At 60.6% G+C, this 21,218-nt stretch carries 22 protein-coding genes, 1 tRNA gene and 3 pseudogenes; 19 read left to right on the top strand and 7 right to left on the bottom strand.

Annotation, left to right across the window (positions count from 1 at the left end; all coding sequences use genetic code 11):
- Positions 1–164 precede the first annotated feature (164 nt).
- From RVU70_RS10055 to RVU70_RS10010, 10 genes and pseudogenes are all read left to right on the top strand, one after another.
- Entirely contained in the window at positions 165–425 is a 261-nt protein-coding gene (locus RVU70_RS10055) for a hypothetical protein (protein WP_363345821.1), read from the top strand.
- Entirely contained in the window at positions 422–649 is a 228-nt protein-coding gene (locus RVU70_RS10050; RefSeq protein ID WP_363345819.1) for a hypothetical protein, read from the top strand. The genes RVU70_RS10055 and RVU70_RS10050 overlap by 4 nt, the downstream gene beginning before the upstream one ends.
- Positions 650–1,067: 418 nt before the next feature.
- Entirely contained in the window at positions 1,068–1,763 is a 696-nt protein-coding gene (locus RVU70_RS10045) for a hypothetical protein (protein ID WP_363345817.1), read from the top strand.
- 257 nt (positions 1,764–2,020) lie between these two features.
- On the top strand, positions 2,021–2,389 hold the full coding sequence (locus RVU70_RS10040) for a metalloregulator ArsR/SmtB family transcription factor (protein ID WP_363345815.1): 369 nt from the start codon (positions 2,021–2,023) through the stop codon (positions 2,387–2,389).
- On the top strand, positions 2,358–2,855 hold the full coding sequence (locus RVU70_RS10035) for an ArsI/CadI family heavy metal resistance metalloenzyme (RefSeq protein ID WP_363345813.1): 498 nt from the start codon (positions 2,358–2,360) through the stop codon (positions 2,853–2,855). The genes RVU70_RS10040 and RVU70_RS10035 overlap by 32 nt, the downstream gene beginning before the upstream one ends.
- Positions 2,852–3,155 (top strand): annotated as a pseudogene (locus RVU70_RS10030) (arsenate reductase ArsC); the annotation flags it as partial. The gene RVU70_RS10035 and the pseudogene RVU70_RS10030, both read left to right, overlap by 4 nt.
- 67 nt (positions 3,156–3,222) lie before the next feature.
- A complete protein-coding gene (gene arsD, locus RVU70_RS10025) occupies positions 3,223–3,579 on the top strand; it encodes an arsenite efflux transporter metallochaperone ArsD (RefSeq protein ID WP_363345811.1) in 357 nt (118 codons plus the stop codon).
- Between the two features lie 9 nt (positions 3,580–3,588).
- Positions 3,589–5,355, top strand: a complete 1,767-nt coding sequence (gene arsA, locus RVU70_RS10020) for an arsenical pump-driving ATPase (RefSeq protein WP_363345809.1) — start codon at positions 3,589–3,591, stop codon at positions 5,353–5,355.
- Between the two features lie 91 nt (positions 5,356–5,446).
- Positions 5,447–5,722, top strand: a pseudogene (locus tag RVU70_RS10015) (arsenic resistance protein); the annotation flags it as partial.
- 347 nt (positions 5,723–6,069) lie between these two features.
- Positions 6,070–6,879: a class I SAM-dependent methyltransferase gene (locus tag RVU70_RS10010; RefSeq protein ID WP_363345807.1), complete on the top strand. Its 810-nt coding sequence runs from the start codon at positions 6,070–6,072 to the stop codon at positions 6,877–6,879.
- Between the two features lie 1,386 nt (positions 6,880–8,265).
- On the opposite strand, the gene RVU70_RS10005 is transcribed toward RVU70_RS10010, so the two are convergent.
- Positions 8,266–9,177, bottom strand: coding sequence for a putative nucleotide-diphospho-sugar transferase (locus RVU70_RS10005; protein ID WP_363345805.1), 912 nt, complete (start codon positions 9,175–9,177; stop codon positions 8,266–8,268).
- Between the two features lie 282 nt (positions 9,178–9,459).
- On the opposite strand from RVU70_RS10005, the gene RVU70_RS10000 reads away from it, so the two are divergent.
- Positions 9,460–10,218 carry a class I SAM-dependent methyltransferase gene (locus tag RVU70_RS10000; protein ID WP_363345803.1) on the top strand — a complete coding sequence of 253 codons (759 nt, stop codon included), beginning with the start codon at positions 9,460–9,462 and terminating at the stop codon, positions 10,216–10,218.
- Between the two features lie 180 nt (positions 10,219–10,398).
- Positions 10,399–11,478, top strand: a complete 1,080-nt coding sequence (locus RVU70_RS09995; protein ID WP_363345801.1) for an ATP-grasp fold amidoligase family protein — start codon at positions 10,399–10,401, stop codon at positions 11,476–11,478.
- A gap of 280 nt (positions 11,479–11,758) precedes the next feature.
- On the opposite strand, the gene RVU70_RS09990 is transcribed toward RVU70_RS09995, so the two are convergent.
- Both RVU70_RS09990 and RVU70_RS09985 read right to left on the bottom strand, forming a co-directional pair.
- A complete protein-coding gene (locus RVU70_RS09990) occupies positions 11,759–12,214 on the bottom strand; it encodes a Spy/CpxP family protein refolding chaperone (protein WP_363345799.1) in 456 nt (151 codons plus the stop codon).
- Between the two features lie 695 nt (positions 12,215–12,909).
- The gene (locus RVU70_RS09985) at positions 12,910–13,386 is read right to left on the bottom strand and encodes a hypothetical protein (protein ID WP_363345797.1); all 477 of its coding nucleotides are present in this window, start codon (positions 13,384–13,386) and stop codon (positions 12,910–12,912) included.
- 235 nt (positions 13,387–13,621) lie between these two features.
- On the opposite strand from RVU70_RS09985, the pseudogene RVU70_RS09980 reads away from it, so the two are divergent.
- Positions 13,622–13,845, top strand: a pseudogene (locus RVU70_RS09980) (general stress protein).
- A 259-nt stretch (positions 13,846–14,104) separates the two neighbouring features.
- Positions 14,105–14,440: a curli-like amyloid fiber formation chaperone CsgH gene (gene csgH / locus RVU70_RS09975; RefSeq protein ID WP_363345795.1), complete on the top strand. Its 336-nt coding sequence runs from the start codon at positions 14,105–14,107 to the stop codon at positions 14,438–14,440.
- Between the two features lie 966 nt (positions 14,441–15,406).
- On the opposite strand, the gene RVU70_RS09970 is transcribed toward csgH, so the two are convergent.
- Both RVU70_RS09970 and RVU70_RS09965 read right to left on the bottom strand, forming a co-directional pair.
- Positions 15,407–15,483: transfer RNA gene (locus tag RVU70_RS09970), tRNA-His, on the bottom strand.
- An 85-nt stretch (positions 15,484–15,568) separates the two neighbouring features.
- Complete coding sequence (locus tag RVU70_RS09965; protein ID WP_363345793.1) at positions 15,569–16,096, bottom strand: DciA family protein; 528 nt, start codon at positions 16,094–16,096, stop codon at positions 15,569–15,571.
- A 51-nt stretch (positions 16,097–16,147) separates the two neighbouring features.
- On the opposite strand from RVU70_RS09965, the gene mutY reads away from it, so the two are divergent.
- Positions 16,148–17,209 (top strand): A/G-specific adenine glycosylase, encoded by a 1,062-nt coding sequence (gene mutY, locus RVU70_RS09960; protein WP_363345791.1) that lies wholly within the window; start codon positions 16,148–16,150, stop codon positions 17,207–17,209.
- 24 nt (positions 17,210–17,233) lie between these two features.
- Complete coding sequence (locus RVU70_RS09955; RefSeq protein ID WP_363345789.1) at positions 17,234–17,494, top strand: Imm74 family immunity protein; 261 nt, start codon at positions 17,234–17,236, stop codon at positions 17,492–17,494.
- A 10-nt stretch (positions 17,495–17,504) separates the two neighbouring features.
- Here RVU70_RS09955 and glpK read toward each other — a convergent pair whose 3' ends face one another.
- The gene (gene glpK, locus RVU70_RS09950) at positions 17,505–18,989 is read right to left on the bottom strand and encodes a glycerol kinase GlpK (RefSeq protein ID WP_363345787.1); all 1,485 of its coding nucleotides are present in this window, start codon (positions 18,987–18,989) and stop codon (positions 17,505–17,507) included.
- Between the two features lie 118 nt (positions 18,990–19,107).
- Here glpK and RVU70_RS09945 point away from each other — a divergent pair, with 118 nt between their 5' ends.
- The 3 genes from RVU70_RS09945 (at position 19,108) to bfr (ending at position 20,395) form a co-directional block, all read left to right on the top strand.
- A complete protein-coding gene (locus RVU70_RS09945) occupies positions 19,108–19,392 on the top strand; it encodes a hypothetical protein (RefSeq protein WP_363345785.1) in 285 nt (94 codons plus the stop codon).
- A gap of 264 nt (positions 19,393–19,656) precedes the next feature.
- Positions 19,657–19,893 carry a (2Fe-2S)-binding protein gene (locus RVU70_RS09940; RefSeq protein WP_363345783.1) on the top strand — a complete coding sequence of 79 codons (237 nt, stop codon included), beginning with the start codon at positions 19,657–19,659 and terminating at the stop codon, positions 19,891–19,893.
- A 25-nt stretch (positions 19,894–19,918) separates the two neighbouring features.
- Positions 19,919–20,395 carry a bacterioferritin gene (gene bfr, locus RVU70_RS09935; protein ID WP_363345781.1) on the top strand — a complete coding sequence of 159 codons (477 nt, stop codon included), beginning with the start codon at positions 19,919–19,921 and terminating at the stop codon, positions 20,393–20,395.
- A 133-nt stretch (positions 20,396–20,528) separates the two neighbouring features.
- Here the strand turns inward: bfr and RVU70_RS09930 are convergent, their stop codons facing one another.
- Positions 20,529–21,146, bottom strand: a complete 618-nt coding sequence (locus RVU70_RS09930; protein ID WP_363345779.1) for an XRE family transcriptional regulator — start codon at positions 21,144–21,146, stop codon at positions 20,529–20,531.
- Between the last annotated feature and the right edge of the window lie 72 nt (positions 21,147–21,218).

Below are 21,218 nucleotides of genomic sequence, written 5' to 3'. Positions count from 1 at the left end.
TTTCCTTTATCCCCTGGAGTTGCTGTTTACGGCGCGCGCTGCTTGCGCTTGTCCCGTATGCGCTCGTGCGGTGGCCCTTCAATCGCCTCGCGCGCTTGCTGTTTGCTCTTTTCCTAACCGCGGACAATTCGATCGAAGAAGCAAGACCGGCGGAGAAGAAGCCTATGCCAAACGAACAGACGCAGGATTGGTCGAAGCCCGCCGCAATGGCGATCCCAAAGGGCGGCTTTTTCTCCGAAAAGGTCGAGCAAGGGCGATACGGCCCCATCTTTCCCAAGACTCCCGCTTGTTACGGCTTTTCGATCCTCGCCAAGGTCATTCCGGGTCGCGAGGAAGGCTTCTACCAGCACGCTAAAGACATCGAGAAAGCAGTGGCGGAACAGCCGGACTGTCTTGCTATCTTGCAGCTGCATTACCGTCGATGACGCCAGATGGAATACGAGTTCTGGCGCGCCAGCCGATCGACCTTGAGCGCCCGCATCCGTTTACGGCTGCGGGGAACAGGGAGTTCAACTGTCTTCTCTGGATGCCGCCCAAGGAAGATCGGGCCGGCGACATCGTCTTGGCGGACTCAACCAACTTCACCACGCTGTTCGGTGGCGACGAGAGCCTGAAGCACTTTTGGAACAACCTCGCCGCCATGAGATAGGAAGAGCGCCCAGCCAAGAGAAGAAGCCCCCGGCGGCCTGGCTAATACCGACCGGACGGCGCGGTGAAACCGTGTCGGCGCCCGTTACGGGTATTGGCGACGTCTGCCTCTGGCCTTGGTGCGTCTCTCAGGCCAAGCGACGGCGACTCGAAAAGGGGTGGGGTCGCTGTGAGATTGGCTCGGACCAGCGTTCGCAACCCTTTTGCGCCGCCACAATTCTAACATCAATCACGGTCCACCTTGGCTCAGGGCGCAAAAGCCAGGTCTGGGTCTTCGCGCTTCCAGTTTGGATTGGCAGCGTAGGTATTTTCAACCGTTTGCCGTTTTTTCGCCATGTCCTTCTTCATCAGATCGCCGGAATGGCTGCCCGGATCCCAAAGGCCAACGCATAACAAGAAACGAAGAACAGGAGCGAGGTATGGCAGAGGTTCTTTTCAGCGACTGGACCCTCACAGCGTTCATGCAAAGAGAAGAAGAGCGCCGGAGGAAGGAGCAAACTGAAGCGGCTGTTATCTCCCCTAATCGGGAGACGCCACGCAGCGCGGAACCTCTCCGCAACGAATGGACGATCGCGGCTTTGCAACAAAGATTCGCTGCGCTGGAGCAACGAATTAACAATTTGGAACAAGTAGTGGGAGAACAGAGCAGGAAAGAGCAGGCCGAGGCGGCTAGCGTCGCGCCAAGAGAAATGACGCCGGGCGGAGAGAAACTCCTTCTCACCAACCCTACGCTCGTCGAGCCTGACGTAGTAGACCGACAGGCTCAATATGCCGCAGCCAGAATCGACGATTTACGAGTGGAAAGCGCCGGCGCCGCTGGCGAGCAAAGGCTGGATCGAAACGAGGCCAAGATCGCAAGGCTCGATGCGGGAGGCCGGCTGGATAGACATCCGATCGAAGTCCGCCCGGACAAGACCGAGCATGTCGAACGGGTCCAAAAAAAGGCGACGCGCGGATTTGTCTCGTTCGCCATCATCGCTCTCACCGCGGGAGCAACAGGTTTTGGAGCGGCGATTCACGTAGTGCCGATCGAGAAGGCCGTTCATTTTCGGGATCTGACAAACCGCGGCCTCGCCTCTATTTTTGAGGGCCGTTCACTTCCAATAAAACGTTAGTTCAAATTGTGATGCTCGCCCTTGGCGTGTCGAAAGGCGAGCATATCAAAGGCTCCATACGGGGCATGAACGAGCGTGAGCCGGCGTGGACGAATACGGGCGTGGAGCGACGAAGCTGTAACCACGGGTTTGGGGCGGCAAGACAAGCTGAACCGTGAAAAGACGCGCCCCAAAAGAAACAAAAGCCTTGCTGGACTAAACTTTTGGACGAGCCAGGCCGGCTTGACACGACCATTTAATTTCATAATATTGGAAGTATGGAAAAACAGAAAGCGATTGCGGTCCTCGTCGCGCTCGGTAACGAAACCCGTTTGGATATTTTCAGGCTGCTCATGCAGGCCGGACCTGAAGGGCTCCCCGCGGGACAAATTGGCGTGCGGCTGGGGCTCCCGCCCGCGACGCTGTCCTTTCACCTCAACCAACTCAAACACGCGGACCTAATAACCTTCCGCCGTGAGAGGCGGTCGCTAATCTACTCGGCGGCTTATCCGGTCATGAACGCGCTGCTCGCCTACATGACCGAGAATTGCTGCCAAGGCGCAGCCGCGTTGTGCGAAGCCGCTGTTCCTTCAACTTGCCAGCCAAAGGAAATCCATGAAACGCCTGCACGTGCACGTGTCCGTTGATGACCTTCAGGGGTCGATCCGCTTCTACAGCGGGCTTTTCGGGACTCAGCCGACCGTCGCCAAGCCAGACTATGCAAAATGGATGCTTGATGACCCACGCGTGAACTTCGCGATTTCGGCCCGAGGCGGAAAAGCGGGCGTCGATCATCTCGGGATTCAGGTCGAGACGCCCGATGAGTTGCGGGAAGTCCATGGCCGCCTGCAACAGGCTGAACGGCCTGTGCTGGAAGAAGGCGCGACAACTTGCTGCTACGCCGAGTCCGAAAAAGCGTGGACCTCCGACCCACAAGGGCTTTTGTGGGAGTCGTTCATGACGACCGGCGAAAGCACGGTTTTTGGTGACGACACCAGGTTGGCGGGATTCCGCACAAGCGGCGGGAAGGCGGAGTCCTCTCCCTGTTGCGGCGCGAAACCTGCGCCGGTCATTGAAGCCGCTTGTTGTTCTGGAACGGGAGCCAATAAATGACCGAGCGCGTCTATAATGTCCTCTTTCTCTGCACCGGCAACACGGCGCGCTCGGTACTCGCGGAGGGCATCCTCCGCAAGGACGGCGCGGGCCGCTTCAACGCCTTCTCGGCGGGACGCCAGCCTAAGGGCGTGGTCAATCCTTACGCCCTCAAGACGCTATAGGCCTACGACTATCCAACCGATGGCTTCCGCTCGAAGAGCCGGGTATGAATTCGCCGGCCCCGGCGAGCCGAAGATGGATTTCGTTTTCACAGTGTGTGACAGCGCGGCGGGCGAAGCCTGCCCGGTCTGGCCGGGGATCCAATGACGGCCGCCAACCACAAAGCAGAAGCCTGACCGCATTACGCATTCCCGAAAGCACTCTCATGACCACCATCCAAGTTTTCGATCCCGCCCTTTGTTGCAGCACCGGCGTCTGCGGCGTCGAGGCCGACCAGGCGCTTGTCACCTTCGCGGCGGATGTAGACTGGGCGAAAAAGAACGGCGCGCAAATCGAGCGCTTCAACCTTGCGCAGCAACCCATGGCCTTTGCCGACAACGCCACGGTGAAAGGCTTTCTTGAGCGTTCGGGTCAAGAGGCGCTGCCGCTGATCCTCGTCAATGGCGACATTGCGCTTGCCGGACGCTACCCAAGCCGCGCTGAGCTGGCGCGCTGGGCTGGCGTCAAGGAAGCCGAAGCGCAACAGGGCTCATGCTGCAGCGGCAAGACCTCCTGCTGCTGAAGGAACGCCATGAGATTCCTCGAAAGCGCGCCGCGTTTCCTGTTCTTCACCGGCAAGGGTGGCGTCGGCAAAACCTCGATTGCCTGCGCTACGGCGATCGAGCTCGCAGAAGCGGGACGCCGCGTGCTGCTGGTTAGCACCGATCCGGCGTCGAATGTCGGCCAAGTTTTCGGGGTTTCGATCGGGAATAAGATCACCCCGATTAGCGACGTTCCACGGCTGTTTGCCCTCGAAATCGATCCGGAAATGGCGGCGCAAGCCTATCGCGACCGCATTGTTGGCCCGGTGCGCGGCAAGCTGCCGGACCCCGTGGTGAAGGGCATCGAGGAGCAACTGTCGGGAGCCTGCACGACGGAAATCGCGGCCTTCGACGAATTCACCGCGCTGCTGACTGATACGGAAATCACTTCGGCTTACGACCATATTGTTTTCGACACCGCGCCCACTGGTCACACCATCCGCCTGCTGCAACTGCCCGTCGCTTGGTCTGGCTTCCTTGAGGCCGGGAAAGGCGATCCCTCATGCCTGGGGCCGCTCGCGGGCCTTGGGAAGCAGCGCGCGCAATATAACGCCGCAGTGCAGGCGCTCGCGGATGGACAGCGCACCCGGCTCGTCCTTGTTGCCCGCGCCCAGAATTTGGCCCTACGTGAAGCGGCGCGCACCCATGGCGAGCTCGCGGCAATCGGCCTCTCCCAGCAATTCCTCATCGTCAACGGGCTGTTGCCCAAGGACGAAGCGGCGCTCGACCCTCTCGCCAAGGCAATTTACGGACGCGAGCAAGCGGCCTTGGCCGCGATGCCGGACGAACTGCGCGCTTTGCCCCGCGATGATGTGCCTTTAAAGCCGTTCAACCTCGTCGGGCTCAATGCGCTGCGTCAGCTGCTCGTTGAAGCCACCCCTCAACCGGAAGCGACGGGGGAGCCGGTCGCGCTGCACGCGTCAAGCCTCTCCGATCTCGTGGATGACATCGCCGCCGAAGGCCATGGACTCGTCATGCTGATGGGCAAGGGCGGTGTCGGCAAGACGACCCTGGCGGCGGCAGTCGCCGTCCAGCTGGCGCGGCGCGGGCTGCCAGTTCACCTCACCACCTCCGACCCTGCCGCGCATCTCACTGAGACGCTGCATGGCTCCATGGCGCATCTGACGGTCAGCCGTATCGATCCGCACGCCGAGACCGAACGCTACCGGCAGGAAGTGCTGCGAACGAAAGGCGCGAAGCTCGATGCCCAAGGGCGCGCTTTGCTCGAAGAGGATTTGCGTTCGCCATGCACCGAGGAAATCGCCGTCTTTCAGGCCTTCTCACGCATCATCCGCGAGGCGGGCGAAAAATTCGTGGTCATGGACACCGCGCCAACCGGCCACACCCTGCTGCTTCTGGACGCGACAGGCGCCTACCACCGCGAGGTCGCGCGCATGCTCGATGCCAAAGGCGCGCATTACACGACCCCGATGATGCAGCTTCAGGATCCGAAGCGCACCAAGGTCCTTCTCGTTACCTTGGCCGAAACCACACCCGTCCTCGAAGCCGCCAACCTGCAAGCCGATCTGCGGCGCGCCGGGATCGAGCCATGGGCATGGGTCATCAATAACAGCGTCGCGGCAGCGCGTCCGCGCGCGCGCCTCTTACGCAAGCGCGCGCAAAACGAGCTGGCTGAAGTGGAGAAGGTGGCGACGGTCCATGCCCGCCGCTACGCCGCCGTGCCGCTTCTTGAGGAAGAGCCCGTCGGCGTGGAACGCCTTCTGAAACTGGCCGCAGCTGTCAGGGAACCGGCCTAAGCCTGCTTTCTGCTTCTCGACAGGAAGAGTAACGATCATGAGTGAAGCCACGACCCTCACGCGCCCGCCTCAAACCCGCCAAGCGCCAGCCATGGGCGTCTTCGAGCGTTACCTGACGCTCTGGGTCGCGCTCTGCATCGTCGCCGGGGTTGTCCTCGGCCAGGCCATGCCTGCCGTCTTCCATGCCGTTGACGGGGCGACGGTCGCCGATGTCAATTTGCCGGTCGCCGTGCTTGTCTGGCTGATGATTATCCCCATGCTCCTGAAAATCGACCTCGCCGCTCTCGGGCACGTCAAGGAACATTGGCGCGGGACTACCGGCACGGTCGGCATCAACTGGCTGGTGAAGCCCTTCTCCATGGCGCTGCACTTAATCGGGCGCGGCGCTGGCGACGGTCGTCGGTGTGCTCGTCGAGGTGCCGGTCATGCTCTCGGTCGTCCATATCGTCCGCCGCACGCGCGGATGGTATGAACATAAAGCGGCGGCTTAACTCATAGCTCGAACGGAGCAGTCTAAATGTCGAAAAATCCGCTTCGCCACCACACGCCTGAGGACGACCCGGAATCTGGCGCTCCCGGTACGGGGGAGGATGTTTGCCCGGAATGCCATGGGACCGGCAAACAGGTGGATAAGAAGACCGGCCAATCCACGGAGGAGGCCTGCGAACGCTGCGACGGAACCGGGCGGATCATCGAGGGAATTGGCTAGGCCCCATGGGTGAACTGGAAAAGGCGAAGGCCAAGGCCGCCGCCGCTTACAACGCGGCGGCGGATTATTTCGACCATCCCGTCAGCTCCTTCTGGCACCGCTTCGGACGGCGGACCGTCGAGCGCCTCGGCCTGCGTGCGGGTGAGACGGTTCTCGATGTTTGCTGCGGAAGTGGCGGATCGGCCTTGCCTGCCGCCGAAGCCGTCGGATCGCAGGGGAAGGTTGTCGCCGTGGATTTGGCCGAACGCCTCGTTAAGCTGGGCGAAACGAAAGCGCGCGCCAGGGGCCTCCGCAATATCGAGTTCAAGACAGGGGACATGCTGGCGCTCGGCTATCCCGACGCCAGCTTCGACGCCATCGTGTGCGTCTTCGGGATTTTCTTCGTCCCGGACATGGTGGCGGCTGCCAAGGAACTCTGGCGCATGCTGCGCCCCGGCGGGCGGCTGGCCGTCACGACATGGGGACCGGACCTCTTCGAGCCCGCTAATAGCGCCTTTTGGGAAGCTATTGGCGCCGAGCGCCCCGACCTCATGAAGGGCTTCAACCCATGGGAGCGGATTTCGACGCCTACGGGGCTACGAAAGATGCTCGGCGAGGCAGGTATCGAAAACGCAGAGATTGTCGCTCAAGCGAGAAACCACCCGCTCAATTCACCCGAGGATTGGTGGTTGATCGCCATGGGCAGCGGCTATCGCGGCGCCATTGCCCAGATCGATGCCGAAACACTCGCAAGGGTCCGCGACAGGAATCTCGCCCTTCTAGGGCAATGCGACGCGATTACGACGAACATCGTATACAGCGTAGCTGTGAAATAGAATCGCATCACCTTGCGATAGGGAACCTGAAGCCTCCCTTTTCGCCAAAAGGAAAAAGACGGCTAAGCGAAGAGAGCTCCAACCTCGAAGGGAGTGACGGTGGCGCTGACTCGCCGTCACAGCCGTCACAGCCGTCACGAGAGCGCGAAGCGGCGGGCCCGCGCTCTTGAACAGGTTGAACCGGTGTGAACACGCAGGCACAGGCGTGGAGCGACGAAGCTGTAACCCGCTCGTATCCGGGGGAAATCGCGCTCTTGTCGCGCGTGCCCCTAGTGCAGCGCGGCAAAGGGGTGTCTATTGGCCTTCGGGCGCGGGTGTTAAGTCCGGCAACTCAACCTCAGACGCGTGCCGCGGTGACCACCCCAGCTCCACCCCCTAACCGGCGGCTTTTCCACCGCCCGGGGGCCGTAAATTACACCACGCCCGTGCACGCTATCCGCTGTGCCCGGTGGTGAACGACGTTATTGGGCGCTCAACCGCTTTACGACACTGCCGCAACATTTCTATCGGCAGCTGAGATTCTTCGAACAGCATCGGAAAGCAGCGCCGCCGCCTTTTTGACTCGCCGACAGCCCGTGCTGTCACGCCAGTGTGACAGCACCGCGCGGCTAAGATTACGGGCTGTTGTTAAATGCTGCAAATCCCGACCCTTGGCCTTGAAGGCCACGGCGGGTGCGCCCAAACTGCCTTAATTTCTCCAACCGGACCCGGTTTAGTTGGGCTCGATAGGCTATTCAAGCCCCAAACGCGGAGCGCTTGCTATGTCCAAAGAAGCCATTTCAACCGCGTCGAAGAAGACGGACGTGAGCGAACACGCCAAGCTGTTGAAGCAGTTACACGATAAAATCTTGGCGCAACTTAATTCGACGAACGCAATAAAATCCGACGACTTAATAGCAAAAATGTCTTCCGTTACGTCTTCTTAAAGGGGCAACGCCGCGCCAATCCGGCTATCGCAGTAAGACATCAAGTCTTTATTAACAAATTGGGCGTCGCATTAATCCCGCAACGTCAGGCAATTTTGATCCGCCAGCGTCAGCAAACCTTGGCGACACCAAGCTTGGCGTTGCACCATCTGAGAGCCAACGGTCCGCCAGAGCGAGCTCGGAGAAAGCGGCCTGCCCCCAAAGGGTCTAAGGACGGGCCGCTCGCTGACACCAAATAACCCTTGAGACAGCCTGGACCTAGCCTCACTTCATCGATGGTTAAAGCTAAGAAATTGATTCGAAAATCTGTTCCTGGAAGCATGCGCCTATTTGGCAACACAGCAACTTGGGAGACGTGCGCCCCTGCCCTAATCCATCAACAGCCGCCCCTCCCAATTTCATGCCTGACCGGTGCAAGACGGGCTTCCTCTTCTCCTCCGCGGGCGCAACAAATGTCATTTCATCGCGTATCAGGCCAAGAATACAGGAGGGTCTTCTTCAGCCACTCCAAGCCGAAGCGCCTCGATAACCGACGCCGCAGGCGATGAGCGCGATCGGAGAGGTTGTTCCAAGAAAACAGCTTTTCCTCAGCTGCCTCCAGCAGGCCCTGGTAATAGATAGCGTTGTATTTTGCCATAGCCTGGATTTTCTGCTTTTTCCCGATCAAGTAATTAAAATGCAAGACGTAAGCCGAATCGAACGGAAACGGCGTCGAGGGCCGGTCAATACGTTCGGGAGTGTCCAACATATCTCGACCTAGGAACTGATTTGCGCACGCGAACAGCTCTACATCCAGCGCGTGGACCTTGATGTCTCGTTCGCGGCCCAATCGGTTAAGGCATTCCTGATCGCTGAAATCTGTTTTGATCTCGACGAGGTGCGATTGGATATCTCGAAAGAGCTCCAAAACTACCGGGTCAGGCCTGGCGAGCCAAAATCCTGCACAGTACACGCCTTTCGGACTTTCAAATTGCATAATGAGCGGAGCTGTGGTGGTCTCCAAGATCAATTTGAGATGTTCGCCAGGATTTCGTAAGAAGACAATATCGCCATCAACAAAAAAAACTTTCTTACCGGTTTTCAATATTTCAGCCGCCACGGCGTACTTGTACGCCATCGTTTCGCACCATCCGCTTTCGCCGAAATTTGTCCATTTGTTATAGGAATTACGCCCGAAGACCTCTGCCCGAATTCCCCTAGCCGATAACATTTGCTGCACGGAGGGATCAGGCGTGTAAACGACGAGTTCGCCACCCAATCCGATTTGCTCGAGAGATGCATGCAAATTCAAGATAAAGGGCAAATATCCAGCTGTGCAGACTGTGATCAAGGTAGTATCGGGGAGGATTGAGTCGGTTTTGACGATGTCCATCGGAAGCATCTGCGCGTGTGGGGAAGACCAATCGCGGTCCGATTTGAAGACTTACCCCAGTCGTCCGCCTTTCTCAATCCGAAGGAACTGGCCCAATGACGCTTAGGGGGCAGCTCGACCCCCGCCCAGGGGAAGGCATGTTTAAATCGTCCAGAGCATGGCCGCACCCCAAAGCCTCAAAAATACCTATATTCTAAATTCTTGGGACGTTCCATCTGCCAAAAGCCGTGTTCGGGGGCTTTTGGCTAAACATGAATTCCAAGAATCGAAGGCAAAATCCATATGGGCGCAAACGAAACGAATTTCACACCCTATGGCTCTCGATTTGCTACGCACATCGGTGACTACATAAGGCTTGCCACTCAATTTCCTACGATTCGTGCGCGTGAATTCGAAGCTCTCGTGAACTTCGCCGACCTGCGACGTCCAGAATCTGTTCTGGAGGCGCCAGCGGAGGGCCGCATCATCGAACGGCTCCTGCCCAAAACGAAGGTAGTTAGAGCCGACATGATGGAGGTGAAATCCGCGGATGCTGGACATATCGATCTGACAAACTGGACTCTTGCAAATTTTGAAAACGATCGGTTCGACGCGGTGCTCTCCATCGTGCCGATACATCATGCCGGCGAAGAAGAAAAGAGAGCCTACGTCGATGGCGCGTTTCGCGTTTTGCGGGCAAACGGAGTACTTGCTTTTGGAGAAGTGCAGCGCAACTCCAAAGTCCATACTTTTCTTGACGAGTTTGTGAATACGTATAGCAAGACTGGCCATGTCGGAGCATATGTCGAAAGGGACTTTCTGACGACACTGGATGATGTCGGCTTCGAGCAAACGTCAAGCGAACTTCTTAATTGTGACTGGATATTCGATTCGTATGATGCCGTTTTCTTCTACGTAACCAGACTATTTGACCTTGAAGGACTGACGCATGATGTTTTAATTGAAATTCTGGCTACACAGTTCGGCTTGAAAAGAGATAGAGACAAGATAGTCATGCCATGGGAGTTGCTTTTCTTTCGTGGGGTCAAGCCCTCTAGCTGAAATGCAAGAAACAACCTCGGGGGTGCGCCGCGCCGCTTGCCCGGAATGTAGCCAAGCAAATCGAGCGACAGCCAAACTCACCATATGCGCTCCAAGGCCTTCAGTGAGGCCTAAACTTCTATGAGAGTTGTGAATGAAGAAAAGCTTTGACCGTTTCAATCTCCAAAAATACAGGTTCACATGAACGCGGGCATCAGAGTCTTTTTGAAAGCATTTTTACCCGCGCCCCTGCTGAAGACGGGACAGGTCGGGCAGGATTTCATCCGAAAGCGTTACGCCAAGATCACTTCACAGCGTTTGGTTAGGCGCTTGGAAAGGCAGCCTGGATCAATTTTCAAGAAACCGCCCCGGGCTGGCTATTCGCGCGGAATCAATTTTTATGCGAGGCGCGATCTCATAGATGCAATCGCAAAAGCCATCTACGACTACAAATTGTACCATGGCGTCTATCCAAAGCTCATGACCCCACAGCGCCTGAATGAAAAAATCACTTGGGCGAAGTTTTTCTCCGAGTTACGCGTGCCGGAAAGCGGGGATAAGCTCTCAACGGAAAAGTTCATACCTCCAGAACTTGAGGGCGCGATTTCGTGCCCGACAGTGGTTTGGCGTTCGGCTTTCTTTCAATTGCCCAACAATGGTGAAGTTGCAGCCGGCGATTATTATTTGAAGGCTAATCACGGCAGCGGCTTTGTCAAACGACTATCCTACCCTTTGTCGGACCAAGATCGGTCGGCGGCAGAGGAATGTACTAAGAAATGGCTAGAGAGCGCCTACGGGCTTCAACACGGGGAATGGTGGTATAGCTGCTTCAAAAAAGAAATCTTCCTCGAAGAATCGGTTTGCGACGAGGAGAATTCAGTTGCAGTCATGTTTCATGTTTTCCATGGGACCGTGCACATGATTACGGCGTGTAAGAAAAGCCGCTCGGGAACCGTGGAAAAATCACTCTGGCTTGATTCCGACTTCGTTCCCCTTCCTCAGTGCAGCGAGGCGCCCAGGTTGGATATTTCATTTGCCTTCGAAACCAAACGGACCCTAAAGCACCTCGCGTCATGCATCGGCAGTCAATTTCGATATGTGAGAGTTGACTTTCTTCTGGATCATGCAGAGCGGCCATTTTTAGGTGAACTAACCTTCGCGCCAAACAATGGACTCATGTGTTGGCCGGAGCAATTGGACTTCTGGCTCGGGGGAAAGTGGATTTTAGATGACGCTGTCGGCTCAACGCACCTTGGCTCGAAACGTGAAATAAGCTCGTAAAGCAAACTTCGATCGAGAGAGGGAGACTTGCGTTGTCAGTGCGCTATCACTCGATGCGGCCACGCCCGGGCAGTATCGAAAGGAGACGCTTTCAATATCCATCGCAGGGGGCGTAACGCATATAGCGACTGCTTCGCCAGCCATATCGGCGACTTAGCCGCATCCAATAGAGTTCCGCTCTCTAACAAGTCGACGGCGCGCTGAATCATCGCATCGTAAATGGGAACTTCCTTGGGAGGACACGGTGAGGATGGAGTTCACCCCACTCTATTAATCAGCATCACATTCCTGAGACGCCTTTCATGATTTCGTCAGCCTTTTTCTTCTGTTCTGGAGTCAAAATGGCGTAGAGTGGCGCGATCGCCGCCTGCATCGCCCGTACGGAGTCCAACCGCGCCGTCAAACGATCAGCCATGATCCCCATTGAAGCGGGAAGAGGGGCAGTCGCCATTGAACGGGCCTGTTCTTGCGCCGCTGCGCAAAGCTGAGCTTGCTTTTCTTTATCCGCGCGGAATGCGCCAGCGAAGACATTCCACTGGGGGACCTGCGCCTCTGATATTTTAAGCTCCGCTTGTATAAAGCCGAGTTGACCGTCGACGTGTTCGTTCATGCGGCACGTCGCGCCTTGGTCGGCAGAATCTTGATTACTTGATCTCGCCCCGCGTGCTTGTGCACTGATCGTGCAAAAAGCCATGCTGATGGCTAAAGCCACTGAGGCAACTGTGAACTTGTTCATCCTGCTGTTGTTCCTCTTGTGAGATCGGCGGCCGAGAGGGGCCGCATACGGCGTTCTTTCAGCGACCATGCTGAAACCTTACCAAAGCGGCACTCCGTAAACTGCGTAGGATGCCGGGGAGTCGAAAGCAGGCTCGGGATAGTCAGCCAGGGGATACCCAAAACCATAGAGAGGATACTCATAGGCGGGAACGGGATATGCATAGGGTGCATAGGCCACGTCCCACGCATAGGCGCTGGCCAGGGTCAGACCGGCCCAAAGAGGCCATAAATCCCAGCCCCAAATGCCAGGCCAGACACCCCAGGCGTCATATGCGATTGGCCAGCCGCCCCAGGGCCCACTCCAAAAGCCAGGCCAAGCCACCCACCCATCGTAGGCAACCCAACTATACGGCCAACCACCCCAGCCCCAAGCGCCAGGCCAAACAGCCCAACCAGCGTAACCGCCCCAACCATCGATACTATTCCAGCCGCGCCAGCCGTAGCCACCCCAACCATCACGGCCACCCCAGCCTACCGACCAACCGCCCCAGCCACCATGGTCCCAACCGCTGCGAAAACCATTCCAGCCGCCGTAACCGGCCAGGCGCGCCAAACCGCCGTGGCCTCCTGCCCAGCCACCGAACCCGCCGCTCCCCAGGAAGCCAGCGCGACTCGGGCCCAAACCGCCATGAAGGCCGGCAAGACCCCTAGCGCTTAGGCCGCCGGAGTAACCGCCTGCGCGCCTTCCTCCTCCCCAGCCGCCACCTCCAAAGTCACCAAAGCCGCGGCCATGGGGGCCGCCGAAGCCCCCTCTTCCGCCAGAGAAGCCAGGAAACCCGCCGCCGCCGCCATGAGAGCCACCAAAGCCTCCGCCGCCATGGGGGCCACCGAACCCGCCGCCCCTCCCTCCGAAACCACCAAGCAAGCCGCCAAGGCCGCCGCCATGGGGGCCACCGAAGCCTCCTCTTCCGCCAGAGAAGCCAGGAAACCCGCCGCCTCCACCATGAGGGCCACCAAAGCCCCCGCCGCCATGGGGGCCCCCCCTCCCTCCGAAACCGCCAAGCAAGCCGCCAAGGCCGCCGCCATGGGGGCCACCGAAGCCTCCTCTTCCGCCAGAGAAGCCAGGAAACCCGCCGCCTCCACCATGAGGACCACCAAAGCCTCCGCCGCCTCCGCCACCACCGTGGCCACCTGCAACTCCCGGCTTAGACTGACCGACGCCCATCGCTACGACGATCGCTGCAGTGCAAAGGAATTTGATTAAGCGCTTCACAAAGGGCCTCGTTCTCGAATGGGAACGCGGCGTGCAATCGCATCTGGATGAGGCGTAATTTCGACGGCTTTCGCAGGGTCTCCTGTGAACGCGAAAGTTGCGCGCTCGACCACCAAAAATCTGCCAAAAAGTCCACTCCGTCCTCCGACGATTCTGGCGAATGGAGAAGCGGGGCGTCCGCTTTTGTTGGCGGCGTCAGAGCGTCCAGACGAGAAGCGAAGTTTTCCCCAGAACCCCGAACTTGCTGCGCGCGCAAGGCAAAAGGGTGGGCAGAGCGTAGACCCCTGCAAGCGCAGCTTCTCGGGAACTACACGCTCGCGTCGGAAGCCGGCCAGAAGGGCCGGCACGCGTCTCACAGCCATCGTGAGCCCAGATAAGAATTCGGCCCGAGCGCTAGCCAGTGCACTCAGGCCGTTTTCGTCGACAAAGAGGCAACCTTGTCAATTGGCGGTTATCGTCGCTCTTCGTTAGTCGGCTGGCAAGCTGAGCGGAGATGGGGCGAAACGTCGCCGAATGAAGCGGCCCGAAAGCGAGCTTGCAGGTGACGCTCGCCTCAGGGCATAGTCTGAAGCCGCGACCCTGTGCTGGCATTATGCTCCGACCAGAAACGTCATTGCCGACTCGCTTCTTATCTCGATGATATGGAGATGGTTGATGGCCTTAGGCGACGCGCCCGCAATTCAATGCAATATAGATGTGGAGAATCAAAAAGGCAGCGTGTCCCTTCGCGGCCGCATTGTTAGCGCCAGGGCAACGAGCGGGGATTATCGACTGGAAATCCAGTCCCGGAGTCGCTCTAGCAGTTCGAACATCAGCCAAGCCGGACAATTCAAGGCGGAGCCCCAAGCGCCGGTCTTCGTCGGACTTGCAAACTTGAGTATGGAGGCGGGAACCCGATTGGTGGCGCGGCTGACGGTACAGACTGCTGATGCGCGGCGGTGCAGTTCTGAAAGAGAGATTTCTGACGAGTGAGAGCAGGCCACTATGGGCGCTCGGGCCAAACTTATGGTCTCAATGTTGCGCGCGTCGCAAATGCTGAGCGGGCGGCAGTAATCGAACAGCCTGGCTCATATTGCGCCTCGCGGGTTGGCCTCTGCCCCTCGTAAAGACACGTGTTCACGCGCCTTCGGTTTGGTGCGGCTTTCTGGGGAGTGTCGGAATGAAGAAGAAAGATTCTTTTTGCAGTAATCATGGCGCTCCCCATCTGTGTCACCCGGGCCGCCGACGTGGGCGTGACCAAGTTTGAAGCTGTTCCACAGGGCGAAACGCAAGAGATTGACGAGATGGTCGATCTCACGCACAAGCTGCTCGCACGGCGCTACGGCGACGCGACTGGCGAGACTATGGCGCGGCGCGCGGTGCATCCCAAAGCGCATGGCTGCGTCAAGGCGGACTACACGGTCAACGCCGACTCCCCGAGAAATATCGCGTCGGTCTCTTTGCGACGCCGGGCAAGAGTTACAAGGCCTGGGTGCGTTACTCTAACGCGACGGCGATCATTCGGCCGGACGAAACAAAAGCGCTAATGATGAATGGAAGCCGAAAGGCGACGGATTGGCGGCCTATCAGAATGTCGCGACCATCACCATTCGTCAGCAGGATTTCGATACGCCGCTGCAAAGCACCGAGTGCGAACATCTCGTCTTCACGCCCTGGCACGGTCTCTGCCTACTCCCACTGGGACGCGAGGCAGGGCGCCGTTGGTGCTGTGATCGGCCTCCTGGGAGCTTGCGTCTACCCTGGCCGCTGCCTGCATATAGGTGGGGACCTGCGCAAAGCTGGCCCAGCCCGTCCTCGTTTTTCGAACTTGTAACCGCGCGGTAACCACGCGGCTACGCTCGCGCTTCACGCTCTCGCGCGAATGGCCGCGCTTGCGTCTCCCGGTTGCGCGAGAGTGCATCCGAGTGCGCGCCTGTACATCGAAAGTTGTAGAGAAAATGGTACCGCCACCCCGGCTCGAACGGGGGACCCCCAGATCCACAATCTGGTGCTCTAACCAACTGAGCTATGGCGGCCCGACGCGGCGCGAAACTATTCGCAAGCGGTCTGGATTGCAAGCGTTCTGACGCAGGGTTCCGCGCCGCTGGCTTTCCCGCCTTTCTATGGCCGGTCGTCCTTTCGCTTACCGGCCAAGGCTCGTTCGCCGAGCTTCACCAGCGCCGCCCGCAGCGCCGGTTCGGTCACGCCCTCGGTCGCGGCTTCGGCGGCTGCGCGCCGGGCGGGGTCGGGCGGGGCGGGGCGCGCCGGCGGTGCGGACGCCCGAATGTCCAGCGCCTGTTGACGCAGCGCCACACGGTCGACGCACCGCCAGCCCAGATGGGCGTTCACGCGATCCAGAATCGCCGGCGCCATATGCTGAATTTCGAGGCCGAAGCCGGGCTCGACCCGCAGGACGAGGGTCGCAGGCTCCTGCGGCCGCCCCGGCGCCGCCTTGCGGCCGCGAGCAGGCCATTGCAGCCGCTCGGGCGAACATAGATTGGCGACGCGGGCGCCGACGATCTCCCGCCACCGGATCAGCAGGGACGCTTCCCCAAAGCCTTGCCGCGCCGCGAGGGGGTCGATCTGCCGTTGCACATATTCGGCGAGCGAACGGGTGATTGGTTTTTTCCCGCGCGGCGGGGCGCCCATGCGGTTCCCTTCCCTTGCCTTGGCGCCGGCGCGCCGCCTATTGCTGCGGCGATGATAGAGCCTTTCCAAACCCCGAGAAAGCGCGCCGCCGCGCTCCTCGCCTGGTACGACGCCCACCGGCGCGATCTGCCGTGGCGGGCGGGGCCCGGTGAGCGCGCGGACCCTTACGCGGTCTGGCTTTCCGAAATCATGCTGCAACAGACCACTGTCGCGACGGTCAGGGGCTATTACGAAGCCTTTCTGGCGCGATGGCCCACGGTCGAGGCGCTGGCGGCGGCGCCGCTGGAGGATGTGCTCGCGGCCTGGGCGGGTCTCGGCTATTACGCCCGCGCCCGCAATCTTCACGCCTGCGCGGGCCGTGTCGCCCGCGAGCTGGGCGGCCGCTTTCCTCAAAGCGAAGCCGCGCTCAGGGGCTTGCCCGGCGTCGGGCCTTATACGGCGGGAGCGATCGCGGCGATCGCCTTTGACGCGCCCTCAGCGGCGATCGACGGCAATGTCGAGCGGGTGATGGCGCGGCTCCACGCCATCGCCGCCCCTTTGCGGCAGGCGAAGCCGCTCGTGCGCGAAAAAGTCGAGGAGATGCTTCCCGCCGCACGGGCGGGAGATTTCGCGCAGGCGCTGATGGACCTCGGCGCCACGGTCTGCACGCCGCGCGCGCCGAATTGCGGCGCCTGCCCGCTCGCCGCCGACTGCGTCGCCTATCGGTGCGGCGTGGCGGAGGCATATCCGATCAAGGGTAAGAAAGCCGAAAAGCCGAAGCGGCGCGGCGCCATTTTTGTCCTGCAGCGCGGCGATTTCGCGCTTCTCGCCCGCCGCCCGCCCAAGGGGCTTCTTGGCGGCATGAGCGCATTCCCGGCGACCCCCTTCGACCGCGACGTGCCTCCCGACGACTGGCTCGGCTTCGCGCCCTGCCCCGCGGCCTGGCGGGCGCTGCCCGAATCCGTCGCTCATGTGTTTACCCATTTTGCGTTGAGCGCCACGGTCTTCGTGGCGAGGACGACATCGCCGCGGCCGCTCGGCTCCGCCGGCCGCTGGGCGGCGCTAAGCGATCTCGATAAGGAAGGCCTGCCGACGCTGATGCGCAAGGCGGCGGCGGCGGCGGGGCTGCTTTAGACTGGGGCTGCGGGAGGAGCGACGATGGCGCGGATGAAGATCAAGGTCGAGATGACAGAGGGCGCGATCAGGGTGCGCCACGACAGCCGCACGCTGACGATCCACGCCGAAGCCCCCGACGCGGAGTCGGGCGACGAAACCGATTTCGTCGTGCGGCTCGATGAGATCGATCACTGGGACGCCCCTGACCAGGACAAAGAAATCGACATCGTCGAACTGCAACAAATATTGGACGCGGTCGAAAAGGAACTGGCCAAGCACGGCCTCACAGTCGATTTCGACTGAAACGGCCGCTTCACGCTGACCAGCCGAGCGACCTCTCGACGGCCTTCTCCCACGACGCCACCAGCCGGGCGCGCTCCACGTCCCCCATGCCGGGCTCGAAGCGGCGCTCCGCCCGCCAATGGGCGGCGATGTCGTCGACGCCTTTGAAGAACCCAACCGCGAGCCCGGCGGCGTAGGCGGCGCCGAGGGCGGTGGTTTCGAGATGGTGCGGCCGCACCACCGGGGCGCCCAGAATGTCGGCCTGGAACTGCATCAGCAGGTCGTTCGCCGCCATGCCGCCGTCGACCTTGAGTTCGGAGAGCGCGACGCCGGAATCGGCGCTCATGGCGGCCATCACCTCGCGCGTCTGATACGCAGCCGCCTCCAGAGCGGCGCGGGCGATGTGGCCCTTGTTGGAAAATCTTGTCAGCCCGGCGATGATCCCCCGCGCGTCGCCACGCCAGCGCGGCGCGTAGAGCCCCGAAAAAGCGGGCACGAAATAGACGTCGCCATTATCGGGGACCGACCGCGCCAGCGCCTCTACGTCGGCGCTTTTTTCGATAAGCCCGAGATTGTCGCGCAGCCATTGAATCAGCGCGCCGGCGATGGCGATCGAGCCTTCGAGCGCATAGACGGCCGGCGCGGCGCCGAGCTTGTAGCCGAGCGTCGTGAGCAGGCCGCTTTGCGAAGGGCGCGGCGTCTCGCCCGTGTTCATCAACAGAAAGCAGCCCGTGCCATAGGTGTTCTTGGCGTCGCCCGCTCTGACGCAGGCCTGCCCGAGCAAAGCGGCGTGCTGATCGCCGAGCGCGCCGGCGAGCGGGACGCCCGCGAGCGGATCGCGACAGACGCCGTAAAGCTCGCTCGAAGAGCGGATTTCGGGCAGGCAGGCGCGCGGGATGTCGAAGAGCGTCAGCAATTCGTCGTCCCAGTCGAGCGTCGAGAGATTCATGAGCTGCGTGCGCGACGCGTTTGTGGCGTCGGTGACATGACGGCCGCCCGTCATGTTCCAAATGAGCCAGCTGTCCATGGTTCCGAACAGCGCCTCGCCGCGCTCGGCCTTCCCGCGCGCGCCGGGAAGAGAGTCGAGAAGCCAGGCGAGCTTCAGGCCCGAGAAATAGGCCGCGGGCGGCAGACCGGTTTTCGCGCGAAGGAGACCGCCGGCGCCCTTTGCGGCGAGACGCTCGGCCGCCGCCTGTGTGCGCATGTCCATCCAGACGAGCGCATTGTGCAGCGGCCTTCCGGTCGCGCGGTCCCACAAGAGGCTCGTTTCACGCTGATTTGTGACGCCGACGGCGGCGAGGTCGCCCGGAGTCAGACGCGCGCTGGCGAGCGCGCCGGCGATGGCCGCTCGCGCATTTTGGAGAATCTCGGCCGCGTCATGCTCGACCCAGCCGGGGCGCGGGTAGATTTGCGCATGCTCGCGCTGATCGACCGCGCGGATCTCGCCCGCCTCATCGACGACAATGAAGCGCGTGCTTGTCGTTCCCTGGTCGATCGCGCCGATAAAACGCGCCATGGCGAGCCCTTCCTTGACAGTCGATGAACGGCGGCTTCAGCGCCCGTTCAAGGCGGACCGGCCATTCTTTTGGGGTGAACTCGGACAGAGCCCGTTCGGCTCTCGTGGAGGATGCGTCATGAAAATCGTCATGGTCAAAAGCATCGCGGCGCTGGTCGCGGCCGGCGGGATGTCGCTCGCCGTCTTTCCCGCCTCTGCGACGCCCGGCCTCGACCGCGGCCTGCAGGTGGAAAAGGCGGGGTGCGGGCCCTGGGGCTGCGCGCCCGGATGGCGCGGCCCCGGCTACGGCTATGGGTATGGCCACCGACCCTATTGGCCCCATCGCTATGGCTGGCGTCCGGGTCCGTGGGGCTGGCGTCATCGCTACGGCTGGGGGGGACCCGGCTGGGGTCCGCGCTGGTGAGTCTTCGAAATGACCTGTCCGGGCCGCGGCTCCCGTTGGGGCCGCGGCAGTTTTTCCACAGCATTTTCACATTTTTCTCGGCGGCTGATTGTCCTCACTGGAAGGCTTCCAAATTCTATTTGGTCGGCATGTCCCTTGCGACGCCACGGGGGACAGCCGCGCTCGTGTCGGAAAACCGACACAGGCTGGTTGCAAAAGACGGGAAATTTTGTAACCTACTGATGTAAAAGGTAGTTTGCAATCTTTCCAAACTAGGCGAAACGGATGATCGTCTGTTCCTGTAACGTCCTCTCCGACCGTGATGTGCGTGAAACGCTCCATTCGCGCAGTGACCGACCCTCGGTCGCGTCGGTTTTCCGCAACATGGGCTGTGAGGCCAAGTGCGGGCGCTGCGTTCGCAGCATCGTCTCGATCGTGGATCAGCATGCGGCGGCTAGACTGGACGAATGCGGCGGAAGCGGCGATTGTGACAGCTGCCGCGCCGACGGACTGGCGGCGTGACCATGATCATGGAAAGGAATTGCACATGCGCGGCGACGCGAAGGTTATCGAATATCTCAATCGCGGACTGCGCGCGGAACTGACCGCCGTCAACCAATACTGGCTGCATTATCGCTTCTTCGACAATTGGGGCTATCTCGAACTCGCCAAGAAGTGGCGCGAGGAATCGATCGAGGAAATGCGCCACGCCGACGACTTCACCAAGCGCATCCTTTTTCTCGAAGGCTTTCCCAATATGCAGGTGCTCGACCCGCTGCGCATCGGCCAGACGGTCGAGGAAATCATCGCCGCGGATCTAGCGACGGAAATCGCGGCGCGCGAAGCCTATATCGAGGCCGCGGTCTATTGCGATTCAGTCAACGACCGCGTCTCGATGGAGCTCTTCGAGCGCATCATCAAGAGCGAAGAGGGTCACATCGACTTCCTCGAGACCCAGCAGGAGCTGATCAAGCAGCTGGGCGTGCAGCTCTACGCGCAAAAGCACGTCGGCGGGCTGTCGTAAGGGACAAGCTAGCCAAGAAGCGAAGGAGGACGATCCTCCAACGGCGCTTCGCAGGGTCGCCTTCTCCCTCGAGGGGAGAAGGCGCAACGGGAATCGCGTTCCACGGCCCGGGAGGGTCGGAGAGGGGCGTCCCCTACTCCATCACCGCCGCCTTCAGCATGCAGATCATCGTCGCCTGAGCCTGCGTCTTGCCCGGATTGCGGATCACGTGGCGCCGGTCGCAGCGGTAGCGCAGCGTCTCTCCCGCCTTGACGGTCTCCCGCACGCCCCCGACCTCGACTTCGAGCTCGCCCTCGCGCACCGACAGGCTCTCGACCGAGCCGCGCTGGTGGGCGTCGGATTCGAGGACGCCGCCCGGATCGGCTGACAGCTCATAAGCCTGAAGCCATTCTACGGTCTTGATCCAGCCGATGATGGCGAGGCGACACTTGCCGTCGTCCGAAAGCAGAATCGGCGTGTCGGCCTTGCTCGTCTTTTCGAGAAAAGGCTCGTCCTCCGTCGTCTGCAGGACGCGCTCGATCGAGACGTCGAGCGCCTGGGCGAGGCGCCAGATGGTCGCCAGCGTGGGATTGGTCTCATTGCGCTCGATCTGGCTGATGATCGACTTGGCGACGCCGGATTGTTGCGAAAGCTCCGACAGCGACAGATTATAGGCCTTGCGCAGCCGCTGGATCGTCGCGCCGAGCTGCCCCGAGAGCGCGAGCGCCCCCGCCTCCAGAATCTTGTGCTTTTCCTTCCCTTCGACGCCCATTCTGTCTGCGCCGGACCTTTGGCCCGGCGGCCCTCCCTGTCTCCCAGATTCGTGCGGAACAATACCCGGTTT

The organism is Methylocystis echinoides, assembly GCF_040687965.1.
Lineage (GTDB): Bacteria > Pseudomonadota > Alphaproteobacteria > Rhizobiales > Beijerinckiaceae > Methylocystis > Methylocystis echinoides_A.
This window is presented reverse-complemented; position numbering and strand designations above follow the sequence as displayed.